The 14,833-nt window shown below is 39.7% G+C and carries 11 protein-coding genes; 7 read left to right on the top strand and 4 right to left on the bottom strand.

Translation table 11 applies throughout. From position 1 onward, the window contains the following. Positions 1 to 40: 40 nt before the first annotated feature. The 6 genes from BQ5338_RS12520 to BQ5338_RS12490 all read left to right on the top strand — a co-directional run bounded on the left by BQ5338_RS12520 (position 41) and on the right by BQ5338_RS12490 (position 10,572). The gene (locus tag BQ5338_RS12520) at positions 41 to 2,920 is read left to right on the top strand and encodes a SusC/RagA family TonB-linked outer membrane protein (RefSeq protein ID WP_078063492.1); all 2,880 of its coding nucleotides are present in this window, start codon (positions 41 to 43) and stop codon (positions 2,918 to 2,920) included. A gap of 14 nt (positions 2,921 to 2,934) precedes the next feature. Beyond that, a complete protein-coding gene (locus tag BQ5338_RS12515; RefSeq protein ID WP_078063491.1) occupies positions 2,935 to 4,128 on the top strand; it encodes a RagB/SusD family nutrient uptake outer membrane protein in 1,194 nt (397 codons plus the stop codon). A 380-nt stretch (positions 4,129 to 4,508) separates the two neighbouring features. After that, the gene (hflX, locus tag BQ5338_RS12510; RefSeq protein WP_071147168.1) at positions 4,509 to 5,762 is read left to right on the top strand and encodes a GTPase HflX; all 1,254 of its coding nucleotides are present in this window, start codon (positions 4,509 to 4,511) and stop codon (positions 5,760 to 5,762) included. Between the two features lie 191 nt (positions 5,763 to 5,953). Continuing rightward, positions 5,954 to 7,942, top strand: a complete 1,989-nt coding sequence (locus tag BQ5338_RS12505) for a DUF4954 family protein (protein ID WP_071147167.1) — start codon at positions 5,954 to 5,956, stop codon at positions 7,940 to 7,942. A 487-nt stretch (positions 7,943 to 8,429) separates the two neighbouring features. After that, positions 8,430 to 8,837, top strand: a complete 408-nt coding sequence (locus BQ5338_RS12495) for a lipocalin family protein (RefSeq protein WP_071147165.1) — start codon at positions 8,430 to 8,432, stop codon at positions 8,835 to 8,837. A gap of 94 nt (positions 8,838 to 8,931) precedes the next feature. Further along, the gene (locus tag BQ5338_RS12490) at positions 8,932 to 10,572 is read left to right on the top strand and encodes a fumarate hydratase (protein ID WP_071147164.1); all 1,641 of its coding nucleotides are present in this window, start codon (positions 8,932 to 8,934) and stop codon (positions 10,570 to 10,572) included. Positions 10,573 to 10,640: 68 nt separating this feature from the next. On the opposite strand, the gene pelA is transcribed toward BQ5338_RS12490, so the two are convergent. From pelA to pyrH, 4 genes are all read right to left on the bottom strand, one after another. Further along, the gene (pelA, locus tag BQ5338_RS12485; protein ID WP_071147163.1) at positions 10,641 to 11,729 is read right to left on the bottom strand and encodes a pectate lyase; all 1,089 of its coding nucleotides are present in this window, start codon (positions 11,727 to 11,729) and stop codon (positions 10,641 to 10,643) included. A 34-nt stretch (positions 11,730 to 11,763) separates the two neighbouring features. Next, positions 11,764 to 12,696: a ribosome small subunit-dependent GTPase A gene (gene rsgA / locus BQ5338_RS12480; RefSeq protein WP_071147162.1), complete on the bottom strand. Its 933-nt coding sequence runs from the start codon at positions 12,694 to 12,696 to the stop codon at positions 11,764 to 11,766. A 2-nt stretch (positions 12,697 to 12,698) separates the two neighbouring features. Further along, positions 12,699 to 13,259 carry a ribosome recycling factor gene (gene frr / locus BQ5338_RS12475; RefSeq protein ID WP_071147161.1) on the bottom strand — a complete coding sequence of 187 codons (561 nt, stop codon included), beginning with the start codon at positions 13,257 to 13,259 and terminating at the stop codon, positions 12,699 to 12,701. Positions 13,260 to 13,344: 85 nt separating this feature from the next. Beyond that, positions 13,345 to 14,055: a UMP kinase gene (pyrH, locus tag BQ5338_RS12470; RefSeq protein ID WP_071147160.1), complete on the bottom strand. Its 711-nt coding sequence runs from the start codon at positions 14,053 to 14,055 to the stop codon at positions 13,345 to 13,347. An 82-nt stretch (positions 14,056 to 14,137) separates the two neighbouring features. Here pyrH and BQ5338_RS12465 point away from each other — a divergent pair, with 82 nt between their 5' ends. Next, entirely contained in the window at positions 14,138 to 14,818 is a 681-nt protein-coding gene (locus BQ5338_RS12465; RefSeq protein WP_071147159.1) for a tetratricopeptide repeat protein, read from the top strand. The last annotated feature ends 15 nt before the right edge of the window (positions 14,819 to 14,833 follow it).

Below are 14,833 nucleotides of genomic sequence, written 5' to 3'. Positions count from 1 at the left end.
TTTTCAAAACAAATACAGACTCAATCGATGAACAGACAGCATTAATAGTTTTTCACTTAGCATAAGTTCTGCAAAGACTTTGCAGATTTCGTATATTGGTATGCAATCACAAGAAATCACGATTAAGCCTAGTGTGAAAGTGGTGCTGAAAGCTGATGCTGAGCTTATTGACGAGGTTGTTGTTATTGGTTATGGAACGGTCAAGAAATCCGAATTGACAGGAGCTATCTCTTCTGTTAAGTCTGAAGAAATAGCCCAGATACCAGTCTCAAACGTAAGTCAGGCATTGCAAGGCAAAGTTAGTGGGTTGCAAATTGTTAGTACTTCCGGCCGTGCTGGAGATGAAACTCAGGTCAGTCTTCGTGGCAACGGTTCTCTAAATGCTTCTAACGATGTCTTGTATGTTATTGATGGTGTACCTGGTGCTCCTTTCTCTTCTATCTCTCCTAATGATATAGAAAGTGTTGACGTTCTTAAAGATGCAGCATCAACAGCGATATATGGTTCAAGGGCGTCAAATGGTGTTATATTGATCACGACTAAATCAGGTAAATTTGATCAAAAAACAAGAGTGAGCTTGAGCATTAGTACTGGTTGGAGAAATCCAGTTAAAACACCAAAAATGCTAAATGCTTCTCAGTACAAATTGATAATGGATGAAGCTAGGCAGAATTATGTTGACGATATTGCGAGTGGGTATCAATCTTCTCCTAAAGATGCATCTACGTTGACTCCATTTACACCATTGACTGAGACTGGTACAGATTGGTACGATCAGATAAGAAATAAAAATGCTCTTTTGCAGAATTATCAGCTTGGGATCTCAGGAGGTAGTGCTAAAACGAAGTTCTACTTAGGAGCCTCTTATTTTGATCAAGAAGGTGTTGTGAAGAAGGATAGTTATACGCGAGGAAGTCTTAAATTGAATCTTGATCACAAAGTTACTGATAACTTTAAAGTTGGAGTTAAAACTTATTTTTCTTCTTCTTCTGCAGTTCCATTGGATGAAGATAATAGTGTTTATTCTCCTTGGAGTGCTGCTGCAAATGCTCGCCCAGATGCTCCTGCATACGGTGATGATGGTAAACCATACAGAGGTACATTTATAAATCCGTTATGGGCTTTTGAGCGTGAATTGACTGATAAATATTATAAATTGGGAGGTTCTGCGTATTTTGATTGGACAATTATTCCCGGTTTAATATGGCACGCTTCTGCAAGTGGTGACATTGCAACTCGTAGAAAGAAACGTTATGATTCTGCTGACTCGAAACGTGGAGAGGATGGCAATGGCAGTCCTACTGGTTATGGCTATTACTTAACAGAAAATCATCCGGATTATATTGTAGAAAATACCTTGACTTATACTAACAATATTTGGGATAAACTTTTTTACACAGTATTGGCTGGACATTCATTTCAGAAATTTGAAGAGGAAGAGTCTAACATGTCAGGACAAGATTTTCCTTCTACTTCTCTTACGTGGTTAGGGTCAGCCGGCAAAATCACGGGAGGGGAAGCTACTTATACTGCCAACTCTTTGGAGTCTTATTTTAGCCGTCTGCAGTTAAATTGGGATAATAAGTATAATCTAATGATCTCTGTTCGTACTGATGGGTCTTCTAAATTTTTGAAAGAGAATAGATGGGGGACTTTCTTTGCTGTCTCTGGTGGGTGGACTATTTCAAATGAAGCTTTTTGGAATAAAGATATTGTAAACATGTTGAAGATTAGAGCCTCTTATGGTCAGACTGGTAATCAATCAGGAATTGGAAATGCTTCAGGACAGAACCTTCTTGCTGCGGGAAATGATTATAAATATAATGAAAAGCCTGGCCTTGCTGCTGCAACATTGTTTAATGAGAAATTGACATGGGAAAAAGGTTTGGCTACAAATATTGGTGCTGATGCCTCATTCTTAGATAATCGCATCAACTTAAGCTTGAACTATTATAATAAAACAACTAAGGACTTGTTATATAGTTTGCCCGTTGCGACAGAGACTGGCTATCGGTCTATGTTGTCTAATGCCGGTAAAATAAGAAACCGCGGTTTAGAAGGAGATATAGATGTGCAAATCTTTAGAGATAAAGACTTTACTTGGAGTGTAAATGGAAACTTCTCTTATAATAATAATAAAGTTTTAAGCTTGGGAGACCCTACTAAGACTTACTATACAACAGGATTTGTTTCTGTCGTTCAGGAAGGTAAATCTTTAGGCTCGTTTAAACTCGTAAAATCATTAGGAGTTGCTCAAGTGAAAACAGAGTATAAAGATCAAGATGGCAACGTTGTTAACATTGTTAACCCTGGAGATATGCTATATGAAGATGTAAATAAAGATGGAGTTATCGATGGCGATGACGAGCAAATATTCAAGGGCGGTATAGCACCTATTTATGGCGGTTTAGGAACTCGTTTAACGTATAAGGGTTTTGACTTAAATGTGCAAACTCAATATTCCTTGGGTAAAAAAATATATGCAATGTACAAAGAAAGTCAGATGAATGGTGGTGCAGTTGGTTACCCTTCTTTCTCAGATAATATGTTGACTGAAATAATGGACCGTTGGACTCCTACTAATACCAATACTTCTGTGCCTCGTGTAAACTTAGGGACAGATGTTAGTTCTTGGAATACTCAACGCTCTTCTCGCTTTTTGGAAGATGCGGATTATTTCCGTATAGCTGATATAACTCTAGGATATAATTTTAAGAAATTTCATGTTCCGTTCTTTGAAGAACTTAGAGCTTATGTTCAATTGAGGAATCCGTTCACATTTACTAAGTATTCTGGTCTAGATCCTGAGGTTCAGTATGTTGATCCCGATAGAGATAATAATAAAGTCACAGCGGGTGTTGATGCTTCTGGTATACCTAATGCTAAGAGTGTTATGTTTGGCGTGAACTTATCATTTTAAATAAAGATACAAATATGAAAAAGATTATATACTTATTATTTGGAGTACTCCTATTTTCTAGTTGTGGAGACGAGTTGGATATACCTTCTCAAATGTCCTTATCCGCTAATCAGGAGTTAAATTCATCTGATGTTGACAAGCTCCTGAATGGTCTTTATGCTAGTACCGTTAATCCATCGTCATACGGATATTTTAATATCATGTTTTCTGATATCATGGCTGATGATTTAAAACCGGTGAAATTCCAATGGGTTCAGGTTCAATATGCATATGAACATAAGGTTCCTGCGAATGATATTTTAAATGGATATTTATATCCATATTTCTATACAGGGATAAGCCGTGCTAATGTTATTATTAAAGCTCCTTCAGCTTCTGATGCGCAAAAGGCTCAGGCACGTTATTGTAGAGCTCTTGCTTATATGCGCCTTACTGATTTATATGGTGCTGTTCCTTTGATAGACGAGAATTATGATCAAGGTAGTATTAAAAGATCTAGTGCTAAAAAGATCTGGAATTTTATAATAGAAGACTTGTTGTTCGCAAAAGAACACGCTCCTTTATTTTCAGGAGATAATACCATTCCCACTAGTCAAGCTGCACAAGCCTTATTGGCAGCAGCGTATAGAGCAAACGGTAATATTTCGCAAGCAGGCATAGAGGCTGAAACGCTGATAAAGGAAGGTAAGTTTTCGTTGTCAAATGACCCTAAAGGAGGCCGTGATAGTGAACTTATTATGAATTTTACTACTCCTGCATCAGCTGACTATAGTAATGCTGAATGGGGATGGATTTTGAGTTGGGATGCGAGGACATGGAACTGTTTTGCTATTTCGGATGAAGTAACCTCTTTAATTTCAGAGAATGATAGGCGTAGAGTTTTTTATGAGTTTGATTTAGCAGCTAGTAGAAGTGGCTATATTTTTACCACAAAATATAAGAGAGAAAATTCTGATGCAGAATTAATGGTTTCTCGTTTAGCCGAAATGTATCTGATTTCTGCAGAAGCTGGAAATACTAATCGCTTAACTGAATTACAAAGCTTTAGAAATTCGTCATTGTCTTTAGAAAACGAAAGACGTGTTGAATTGGCTGCAGAATTTGTACGATGGAGAGAGCTTAAGATGAAAGGAGAAACATATGTTTTGCCTCTCCCACAACAAAGTGTAGATTCTAACCCTGCTCTTAAGGAAGACATAATTGAGTAATTAGGTTATTTATAAAAAAAGGCTGTCTCATTTTAATTTAGTATTTATGAGACAGCTTTTTTTATGCTTTAATTATAAATATAGCTTTTTTATAGTTTTAAATTATCTTTTTCTATTAAACGCTTTATTATTTACAAACTCATTCTTCTTTAGATATCATATAACTTCAACGCGTTGAAGTCGTTAATTCAATAAGCCTCTCTCAGGAGGCTTGTAGAGCTGGGGTCGTTATCTTTACATCTATGTTTACTCCATAGATAATATTTCTCTTTTCTCTCATTATGTATATCTAAAATGCATCCCTTGTCTCTAAATTTCTCTTAGAATGCAAATAATGAAAACAAATAACTATATTTGCCTGTCTAATAAGAATAGTAAGCATGAAAGAATTTGTAATATCCGAAGCAGAGAGCGAGACAGCCATACTCGTGGCACTTATCACGCAAGCACAGAATGAGAGGAAAACGAATGAATACCTTGACGAACTGGCTTTTTTGGCTGAGACTGCCGGAGCGGAAATAGTGAAGACGTTTACCCAACGACTGGATATGGCGCATTCGGTGACATATGTGGGAAAAGGTAAGCTGCAGGAGATTAAGGAATACGTGACGGAGCATGAAATTGGAATGGTCATTTTTGATGATGAGCTTTCGGCTAAACAATTGCGTAATATTGAAGCTGAATTGCAGGTAAAGATACTAGACCGTACTTCATTGATACTTGATATATTTGCTATGCGTGCGCAAACGGCAAATGCCAAAACGCAGGTGGAACTGGCGCAATATAAATATATGTTACCTCGCTTAACTCGTTTGTGGACTCACTTGGAACGACAAGGTGGTGGATCGGGTGGTTCCGGCGGTGGTATGGGGGGTTCTGTGGGACTTCGTGGACCGGGTGAAACGCAGCTTGAAATGGATAAGCGTATCATCTTGAACCGTATGTCACTACTAAAGGCGCAGTTGGCCGACATCGATAAGCAGAAGGCTACGCAGCGCAAGAATCGTGGCAAAATGATTCGTGTGGCTCTTGTGGGTTACACCAATGTGGGGAAATCTACTTTGATGAACTTGTTGGCAAAGAGTGAGGTGTTTGCTGAGAATAAGCTCTTTGCTACGCTTGATACTACGGTGAGAAAGGTGATTATTGAGAATCTGCCTTTTCTACTTTCGGATACTGTAGGATTCATCCGCAAACTTCCTACTGACCTTGTGGAATCCTTTAAATCGACGCTTGATGAGGTGCGCGAGGCGGATTTGTTGCTCCATGTGGTTGATATCTCTCATCCCGGCTTTGAGGAACAGATAGAGGTGGTGAATAAAACTCTGGCCGATATTGATGGCGGAGGAAAACCTTGCATACTTATATTTAACAAGATAGACGCATATACTTACGTGGAGAAAGCTCCCGATGACCTTACCCCCCGAACTAAAGAAAACTTAACACTCGAAGAACTGATGAAGACTTGGATGGCAAAGATGGAGGACAGTTGTTTGTTCATCTCAGCCCGCGAGAAGATTAATCTAGAGGAACTTAAGAGTGTGGTTTATGAAAGAGTGAAAGCTCTGCACGTGCAACGTTTCCCTTATAATGATTTTCTTTATCAGACTTACGACGACGAGGTGGAAGAGTAACTCGTAGGAATGAGCTGCATTATTCTGTCAATACTCCTTGGGATTTATGAAACCAACTGATTTGAAATCAGTTGGTTTCATGAGTCCGTATCATTCTTTGAATTGGAGGTTTAGTTGGAATTGTACGCTGGGTGACCTTGGTGAAAATTCAGGGTTTGACTTAAAGAATATTTATAGATAAAGAGAATAGAATGAAGATTTATCGAAATTTGACTGAAGATGAAGTTCTTCAGTTGAAAAGTCAGTCGTGTGTGGCTGACGATTGGGGGAAGGTGCTGGTATCAGAAGAATTTGATACTGCCTTTGTACATCACACACGCTTTTCGGGGGAGGTGAAGTTGGGCGTTTTTCGCTCTTCTTTCTCTTTACCCGGCGGAATTGAAAAACATGCAGGTTTACGGCATGTGACACTGCACAACGTTACGGTGGGTGATAACTGCTGCATCGAAAACATTCAGAACTATATAGCCAATTATGAGATTGGTGATGATACGTTTATTGAGAACGTGGACATCATCTTAGTAGAAGGGTTATCGAAGTTTGGTAATGGAGTGGAAGTAGCCGTACTGAACGAAACCGGTGGTCGTGAAGTTCTTATCAATGATAAGTTGTCTGCTCATCAGGCTTATATTTTGGCACTCTATCGCCATCGGCCCGAGTTGATTTGCAGGATGAAGAAAATGACGGACTATTACTCTAACAAACATGCTTCTACTGTAGGAAGCATTGGTCGTAAAGTGATGATTGTCAACACAGGCTCTATTAAAAATGTGAAAGTTGGAGACTTTTGCACTATTGAAGGTGTTTGCCGTTTGCAAAACGGAAGTATCAACAGCAATGAATCGGCTCCGGTGCATATCGGTTATGGAGTGATATGTCAGGATTTCATTATTTCTTCGGGTTCGCATGTAGATGATGGTACGATGCTGAGCCGTTGCTTTGTGGGACAGGCTTGCCAGTTGGGGCACAACTATTCTGCTTCCGATTCTTTGTTCTTCAGTAATTGCCAGGGTGAGAATGGTGAAGCTTGTGCTATTTTTGCCGGCCCTTATACGGTTACGCATCACAAATCTACGTTACTCATTGCCGGCATGTTTTCGTTTATGAACGCCGGTTCGGGTTCGAATCAAAGTAACCACATGTATAAACTAGGTCCTATCCATCAAGGTATGTTGGAACGTGGGGCTAAAACAACTTCCGACTCATACATTCTTTGGCCGGCTAGAGTAGGTGCTTTTTCACTAGTAATGGGGCGACACGTGAACCATGCCGACACATCTAATCTACCTTTTTCCTATCTGATAGAGCAAGGGAATACGACTTATCTGGTACCTGGAGTGAACTTACGTAGTGTGGGTACCATACGCGATGCGCAGAAATGGCCTAAGAGAGATAAACGAACGGATCCTAACAAATTGGATTGTGTTAACTACAATCTGCTAAGTCCTTACACTATTCAGAAGATGCTGAAGGGACGTTCGATATTGAAAGAACTCAGACGGGTGTCCGGTGAAACTTCCGAAATCTATTCGTACCAAAGTGCGAAAATGAAAAACTCATCGCTCAATAGCGGAATTAAATATTATGAGATTGCCTTGCACAAATTCTTAGGAAACTCCATCATTAAACGTTTGGAAGGAATTAACTTTCAGACCAACGAAGAGATTCGAGAACGTTTGCGACCAGATGCGGAGATAGGAATAGGGGAGTGGGTAGACATTTCCGGCTTGATAACTCCTAAAAGTGAAATTGATAAGCTGATAAACGGCATAGAGAGCGGGGAGATTGACCGTTTGAAAAAGATGAATATGTGCTTTAGCGAGATGCATAAGAATTACTATACGTACGAATGGACGTGGGCATACAACAAGATTCAGGAGTTTTACGGACTTGATCCGGAAACGATAACGGCTAAAGATGTGGTCGATATAGTGAATACGTGGAAGGAAGCGGTTGTCGGACTGGATCGTATGGTGTACAATGATGCTCGCAAAGAGTTCTCGCTTTCGTCTATGACAGGTTTTGGTGTGGATGGTTCGATGGATGAGAGGAAGCTCGACTTTGAGCAAGTACGAGGCGATTTTGAGAGTAATCCTTTCGTTACTGCGGTGCTTGAACATATTGATGACAAGACTGCATTAGGTGATGAATTGATTAATCGCATCGGGCAGCTAGCGTAGTACTTTATGGTTGAAAATAATCCGAGATTTACTTGACTTTTGGTGTGTAAAGTTGTATTTTTGTAAGTGTAATCATAAAGTATATTCAGATTAAAATACAGTAAAAGGAAGAAGTTGCGATTTCTTCCTTTTTTTATGTCTGCACTGCTCGAGAACCAAGAGAACGCTTCTTTTCAACCAACTCCATGCTTCTCTTTGGGCAAAAGGACGGTTGTCTTTGCGCAACTTCACGGTTGCAAACACTCTGAAAGACGGTTTCATTTCTCGAATTTGCTTATTTGTTATCAGGATAACTCTTTTATGTTTTTTGAGGACTTCCTTGCCGTTAATAATGCGTAAATCAGCTCTTGACAAAAAAACAACTTTTGTTAAGTAAATTCATCTCTTTACGCGTTCAGCTTAAAAATAGAATATGATTATGCAGTATTTTTCTTTACTTCGCATTTACCTAGTAGCATATTGTAAAAATAATTAAAGACAAAGTATTATGAAAACACTAGGAGCTATTTTGATGATTGTTCTCTCATCTTTTCTATTTAATGGATGTGGTGATAATGATGATTTAAATATAAAATCAACAGACGTTACCGGAATATGGTATGTTCAAGTGACAGTAGGCTATGTAGCTGGGCAACCTGTATCGGTCGATGCTTTGACTGTTCAATTTACATTCAATGCTGATGGTACAGGTGCATATAAGAGACTTTATGGTGAAAATATAGCTGAACCAATAACATGGACTTTGAAAAATGAGACAATAGAAATAACTTTTCAGGATACTCATAAAGAGGCATATAAAGTTACTGAAACTTCAGATGATTATATGAGATGTACTCTGTATAGCAATGATTCAGATTATTACTTATATTATTTTAGTAGAAAAGATTTTAAATAGGTCAATGACATATTTAGATTATTACTTATTTGTTTTCTGCATCGAAAGAGCTAACTTTGCCTCACTAACTAACATTACGTAATAATTTAAAGATATGGCAACACCTCCGTTTAAGTATCAAGCACCATTCCCCATGGGAAAGGACGCTACCGAGTACTATCTGCTTACGAAAGATTATGTTTCAGTAAGCGAGTTTGAGGGAAAAGAAATTCTGAAAGTAGAAGCTGAAGGCCTTACTCAAATGGCCAATGTAGCTTTTCGTGATGTGGCTTTTATGCTCCGTCCCGAACATCAAAAACAAGTGGCTAAAATTCTGGCCGACCCTGAATCTAGCGAGAACGACAAGTTTGTGGCTCTAACGTTTCTACGCAATGCAGAGGTTTCGGCAAAAGGTAAACTTCCTTTTTGTCAAGATACCGGTACGGCTATTATTGTAGGCAAAAAAGGTCAGCAAGTATGGACCGATGGCTGTGACGAAGAGGCACTTTCTAAGGGTGTGTATAAAACGTACACGGAAGAGAATCTCCGTTATTCTCAAAATGTACCTTTGGATATGTATAATGAAAAGAATACCGGATGCAACTTGCCTGCACAGATTGATCTTTATGCTGTTCAAGGACCTGAATATAAGTTTTTGTGTATCTCTAAAGGAGGTGGATCGGCTAACAAAACATATCTGTATCAGGAAACTAAGGCATTGTTGACTCCCGAAAAGTTAGTACCTTACTTGGTGGAGAAGATGAAAACATTGGGTACGGCTGCTTGTCCGCCTTATCACATTGCTTTCGTTATTGGCGGTACTTCTGCCGAAATGAACTTGAAGACAGTGAAACTTGCTTCTGCTAAATATTACGATACTCTTCCTACAGTGGGTAATGATGGCGGACAAGCTTTCCGTGATATAGAACTAGAAAAAGAAGTATTGTTCGAAGCTCAAAAGATGGGCTTGGGTGCACAGTTTGGTGGTAAATACTTTGCGCACGATGTTCGTATCGTTCGTCTGCCACGTCACGGTGCTTCGTGTCCTGTGGGTATGGGCGTTTCGTGCTCGGCCGACCGTAACATTAAGTGTAAGATAAACAAGGATGGTATCTGGATTGAGAAACTGGAAGATAATCCTGGTCAGTACATTCCAGAAGAACTTCGTCAAGCAGGCGAAGGCGAGGCTGTGCAAATTAATTTAAATCAACCGATGGCCGATATTCTGAAAGAATTGGCTAAATATCCGGTATCCACTCGCTTATCACTCAATGGTACTATTATCGTAGGACGTGACATTGCTCATGCCAAACTGAAAGAACGTTTGGATAAGGGAGAAGACTTGCCACAGTATGTTAAGGATCATCCTATCTACTATGCCGGCCCTGCTAAAACTCCTACCGGAATGGCTTGCGGTTCTATGGGACCAACAACAGCGGGACGTATGGACTCGTATGTAGATCTTTTCCAGAGTCATGGAGGTAGTATGATTATGTTGGCCAAGGGTAACCGCAGTCAGCAAGTAACAGATGCTTGTCAGAAACATGGCGGTTTCTATCTGGGCAGTATTGGTGGTCCTGCTGCTATCTTAGCACAGAATAATATCAAGAGCATTGAGTGTGTGGAATATCCTGAATTGGGTATGGAAGCCATTTGGAAGATCGAAGTAGAGAACTTCCCTGCATTCATCTTGGTAGATGATAAAGGAAACGATTTCTTTAAACAGATAAAACCTGTTTGTGTAAGTGGCTGTTAGTTGGCATTTAGCAAAATAGAATAAAAAAAGATGGCCCATACGAGCCATCTTTTTTTATTGAATGATATTCAAAATTTCTTTTTCCACTTAGCGTATTCTCTTATAACTTTTGCACCATCATTATTGTACCAGCTATAACCGTTGCGGCGTTCGTAACCGATCTCTGATATTGAATAAACCTTCACTCCATCACGGTCGCAAAAGAAGGGACGATTACTCTCTAGATCATAGAAGCGCGCCCACATTGGCGGACAATCAGTGCAAGGCACCATGCGGAAGTCTTTGCGTCCCTGAGCATCGGTGAAACCTTCTTTTGTAGTACCTGTTATCGAAGATTCTTTGAACCATGTCACAGCTCCTTCAATTGCATTCTTTATTTCTTCAGAAGGGTTAGGTAGTGACATTAGTAGCAAAACAAGGTTGTCCGACTCCTGTCCACTGAGCGAAGGAAGCTCATAAGCTCTTGCTTTGGCTGGTTGCAATGTTACGTGGTCGTGCTGTGCACACCATACGGTTAGCTTTCCATTCCGTTTAACCTGAGTTTTGAGTATGCAATCTATACCCTTGTTGAACGCAGTATGCGCTTTCTCTATTGTGGCGTCAGGCAAGAAAGTATAAGGTGCTTGCTTTTCATATACTTTACGCAGTAATTGCAGCACGTTGAACATAGCATTGTCATTGTAAGTAATCTCAATATAATATCCTTTAGGGCGAGGATAGAATTGGGGCCAGCCTCCATTGGCATATTGTGCTTTGAAGAGGTACTCAAATCCATGGATAACTGCATCTTTGTAGCGATTGTCTTTAGTAGCCTGATAAGTACGTGCCAGATATTGAATCTCAGTACTGGTTGCATTATTGTCTATTGTACTTTCATTCACATCCTTCTTAGCCTCAATAGCAACTTTCAGTTCGGCTTTGCTTAATTCGGCTGGCATGTAGATGTTTTTGGGCCATCCACCTGTCGTTTGCTGATATAGTAAGACATTCTCGGCAATACGGATCGCCTCTTGAGTGCTGAAAAATGCATCATCCAATTTAGGAGCCAACTTTACCCATTCCTTATATTGGCGCTTATCTTTATAGTTTACCTCTTGGGCATATACGCTTATGACACAGGAAACAAACAAAGTCATTATCAACACTGATTTTCTCATGGTGTTCCTTTAATATAAGTTTATTCTAATTCATTTAATATGCAGCTCGGTATTTACTTTCTTCTTTGTCTTCAAGCATGCTCAGATAAGAGGTATATCTGGATTCGCTGATGAAATGCTCCTCTACAGCTTTTCGTACGGCGCAATCTGGTTCGTGCCGATGGGTGCAGTTTCCATATCGACAACCGGATGAAGTGTTGAAGATTTCCGGGAAGTAATGTCCTATCTCTTCATCTTCCATATCGAAAGTGCCAAAGCCCTTTATACCCGGAGTATCAATAATATAGCCATCTCCGGCAACAGGAAACATTTCGGAGAAGGTTGTAGTATGCATTCCTTTGTTATGATAGGTTGATATTTTTCCGGTTCTGATTGCAATATCGGGAACGATTGAATTAATCAGTGTAGACTTCCCCACTCCGGAATGTCCGGCAAATAAGGTTACTTTTGCTTTTAGCTCATCTTTAATTCCTTCAATGCCTTCCCCCGTTAGTGCAGACACTTTTAAGCAAGGATATCCTATCTGCGTGTATAGATTGATGAGGCTATCCAGATAGTGAAGTTCATCTTTATCGTAAGCATCCATCTTGTTGAATACAATCTTGGCTGGTACACGGTAAGCTTCTGCTGAAGCGAGAAAGCGGTCGATGAATATGGTTGATGTTTCCGGGTAGTTTACTGTAACTACGATCATACATTGATCGAGGTTTGCAGCAAGTATATGCGATTGTTTTGATAAGTTAGAGGCGCGGCGGATGATATAATTCCTCCGCTCCTCTATTTCATTGATAAGAGCTGTACCTTCTTGGTTTAAGATGATATGTACGTGGTCTCCTACGGCAATAGGGTTGGTGCTTCTGATACCTTTGAGACGAAAAGTCCCTTTGATTTTACATTCAATACACCGTCCGTCATCGGTTTTCACCTGATACCAGCTCCCCGTGTTCTTTATGACTAGTCCGCGCACGATTATACTGTCATTATCTCTTTGTCCTTCTCTGCTAGCAGATCCTCGACTTTCTTGATATACTTATCATGAATTTTTTGTAATTTGGCTTCGGCATCTTTTTCGGAATCTTCGGGCAGTCCGTCTTTCAATCCTTTCTTTAGAGCTTCAATGCCGTCTCTTCGAGCATTGCGGATGCTTATTTTGGCCGTTTCGCCCTCTGCCTTGCATTGTTTAGATAGTTGCTTGCGTCTTTCTTCAGTAGGTTGCGGTATACCTAGGCGGATAATTTCGCCATTGTTTTCAGGCATAATTCCCAAGTCAGAGTCAATAATCGCTTTCTCTATAACACGAAACATTGTTTTATCCCATGGTTTAATGGCAATTGAACGTGCGTCCGGAGTAGATACAGCCGCTACATTGCTAATAGGAACCATACTTCCGTAAGAGTCGACCTTAATACCATCTATAAGTCTGGTACTTGCCTTTCCGGCGCGGATGTGCGAAAGAGATTCTTCCAGGTACATCACGGCCATGTCCATTTTCTCTTGTGATTCGTTGATACAGCTATTTACGTCTATCATAATCTATAATGTTGTTTTTGGATTGCTAGCGTGTTAATATTAAACAAAAGTACATTGTTTTTTGCTCATTTCCAATACTTGGCTCTTAATTATGTACTAGAGTCCCTATTGCTTCCCCTTGAATAACCTTTTTCAAATTGCCTGGAGTATCCATATCAAATACAACAATTGGAAGGTTGTTTTCTTTACACATTGTTGTTGCTGTTAAGTCCATTACTTTCAGTCCGAGGTTGTATATTTCGTCATATGTAATCTCTGAGAATTTTGTCGCATTTTTATCCTTTTCAGGATCTGCTGTATAGATGCCGTCAACGCGTGTACCTTTCAACATTACGTCGGCTTCTATCTCGATGCCTCTCAAAGATGAGCCGGTATCAGTGGTGAAGAAAGGGTTTCCTGTCCCTGCGGACAGAATCACTATTTCATTGTTTCCCATACATTCTATGGCTTTCCATTTACTGTAGAATTCTCCGATGGGTTCCATACGAATAGCTGTAAGTACGCGGGATTTAGCACCAATTGATCCGAGTGCCGAGCTCAAAGCTAAGCTGTTGATCACTGTGGCCAGCATACCCATCTGGTCCCCTTTTACACGATCGAATCCTTTATTAGCTCCGCTTAGTCCCCGGAAAATGTTTCCTCCACCAATAACGATTCCTATTTCTACGCCCAATTCATGTATTTCTTTGATTTGTGTTGCATACTCGGCAAGACGTTTTTCGTCAATGCCATATTGTTTTTCGCCCATCAAGCTTTCTCCACTCAACTTCAATAAAATACGCTTATATTTAGCCATATAATTAAATATTGTTAGTTCGTGCAAACTTACAAATTTTTATTATTATCTTTGTAGAAAGACTACTAAACATTTTGGGATAATGAGAACCTTGATTATATTTTGGGCATTTTTTCTCTTCCCCTTTACTCTTTTAGCTCAATCGGGAAGTGACGCTTTGTCTCAGGTTACACTTGCAATGGCAAATCAAAACTGGGATAAGGCAACTGTTTTCTTTCATAAAGCAGTTGCTGCTGACATTGCCAAGTCGGAAATGTATTATTGGACAGAGGTAGATAAAAATAGTACCGTTTGTCCTTTACTGGCTCGTGAATTGGCTCTATCTTATCAAAATGCGCGTAATTATGATAAAGCGTATTTGTTTTACAAAGAACTTACTCAGATGCAACCTAGCAATATTGCCAATCTTCTTGCTTGCGGCAATATGGAAATGTTGCGTGGGAAGGAAAAGGATGCATTGATTCTTTATGAAAAGGTCATAGAGATTGACCGCGATAATCTCTCAGCTAATATTTTTGTAGGCAATTTCTATTACCTTTCTGCTGAGCAGGAAAAAGAAAAGATAGAAACTGATTTTAAGAAAATATCAGCTCCTACACGTATGCAATACGCCCGCTATCGAGATTCGCTTAATCGGGTAGTGGCTACAGGCTATTCCAAGGCAAAACAATACTTGCAAAATGTACTTCAACATTTTCCTTCGGTAGAAGCTCAAAAGACGCTTGATAAAATTCAATTGATAGAAAAGGCGATAAATCGTTGATATGTCTCAAAAATA

This window comes from Bacteroides ihuae (assembly GCF_900104585.1).
GTDB classification, from domain to species: domain Bacteria; phylum Bacteroidota; class Bacteroidia; order Bacteroidales; family Bacteroidaceae; genus Bacteroides; species Bacteroides ihuae.
Note: the sequence above shows the minus strand (reverse complement) of the source record. Positions and strands in the feature narration are given on the sequence as shown.

Coding starts and splice junctions, on each gene's coding strand:
- BQ5338_RS12515 (WP_078063491.1), top strand. CDS start 2,935: ATGAAAAAGATTATATACTTATTATTTGGAGTACTCCTATTTTCTAGT.
- hflX (WP_071147168.1), top strand. CDS start 4,509: ATGAAAGAATTTGTAATATCCGAAGCAGAGAGCGAGACAGCCATACTC.
- BQ5338_RS12505 (WP_071147167.1), top strand. CDS start 5,954: ATGAAGATTTATCGAAATTTGACTGAAGATGAAGTTCTTCAGTTGAAA.
- BQ5338_RS12495 (WP_071147165.1), top strand. CDS start 8,430: ATGAAAACACTAGGAGCTATTTTGATGATTGTTCTCTCATCTTTTCTA.
- BQ5338_RS12490 (WP_071147164.1), top strand. CDS start 8,932: ATGGCAACACCTCCGTTTAAGTATCAAGCACCATTCCCCATGGGAAAG.
- pelA (WP_071147163.1), bottom strand. CDS start 11,729: ATGAGAAAATCAGTGTTGATAATGACTTTGTTTGTTTCCTGTGTCATA.
- frr (WP_071147161.1), bottom strand. CDS start 13,259: ATGATAGACGTAAATAGCTGTATCAACGAATCACAAGAGAAAATGGAC.
- pyrH (WP_071147160.1), bottom strand. CDS start 14,055: ATGGCTAAATATAAGCGTATTTTATTGAAGTTGAGTGGAGAAAGCTTG.
- BQ5338_RS12465 (WP_071147159.1), top strand. CDS start 14,138: ATGAGAACCTTGATTATATTTTGGGCATTTTTTCTCTTCCCCTTTACT.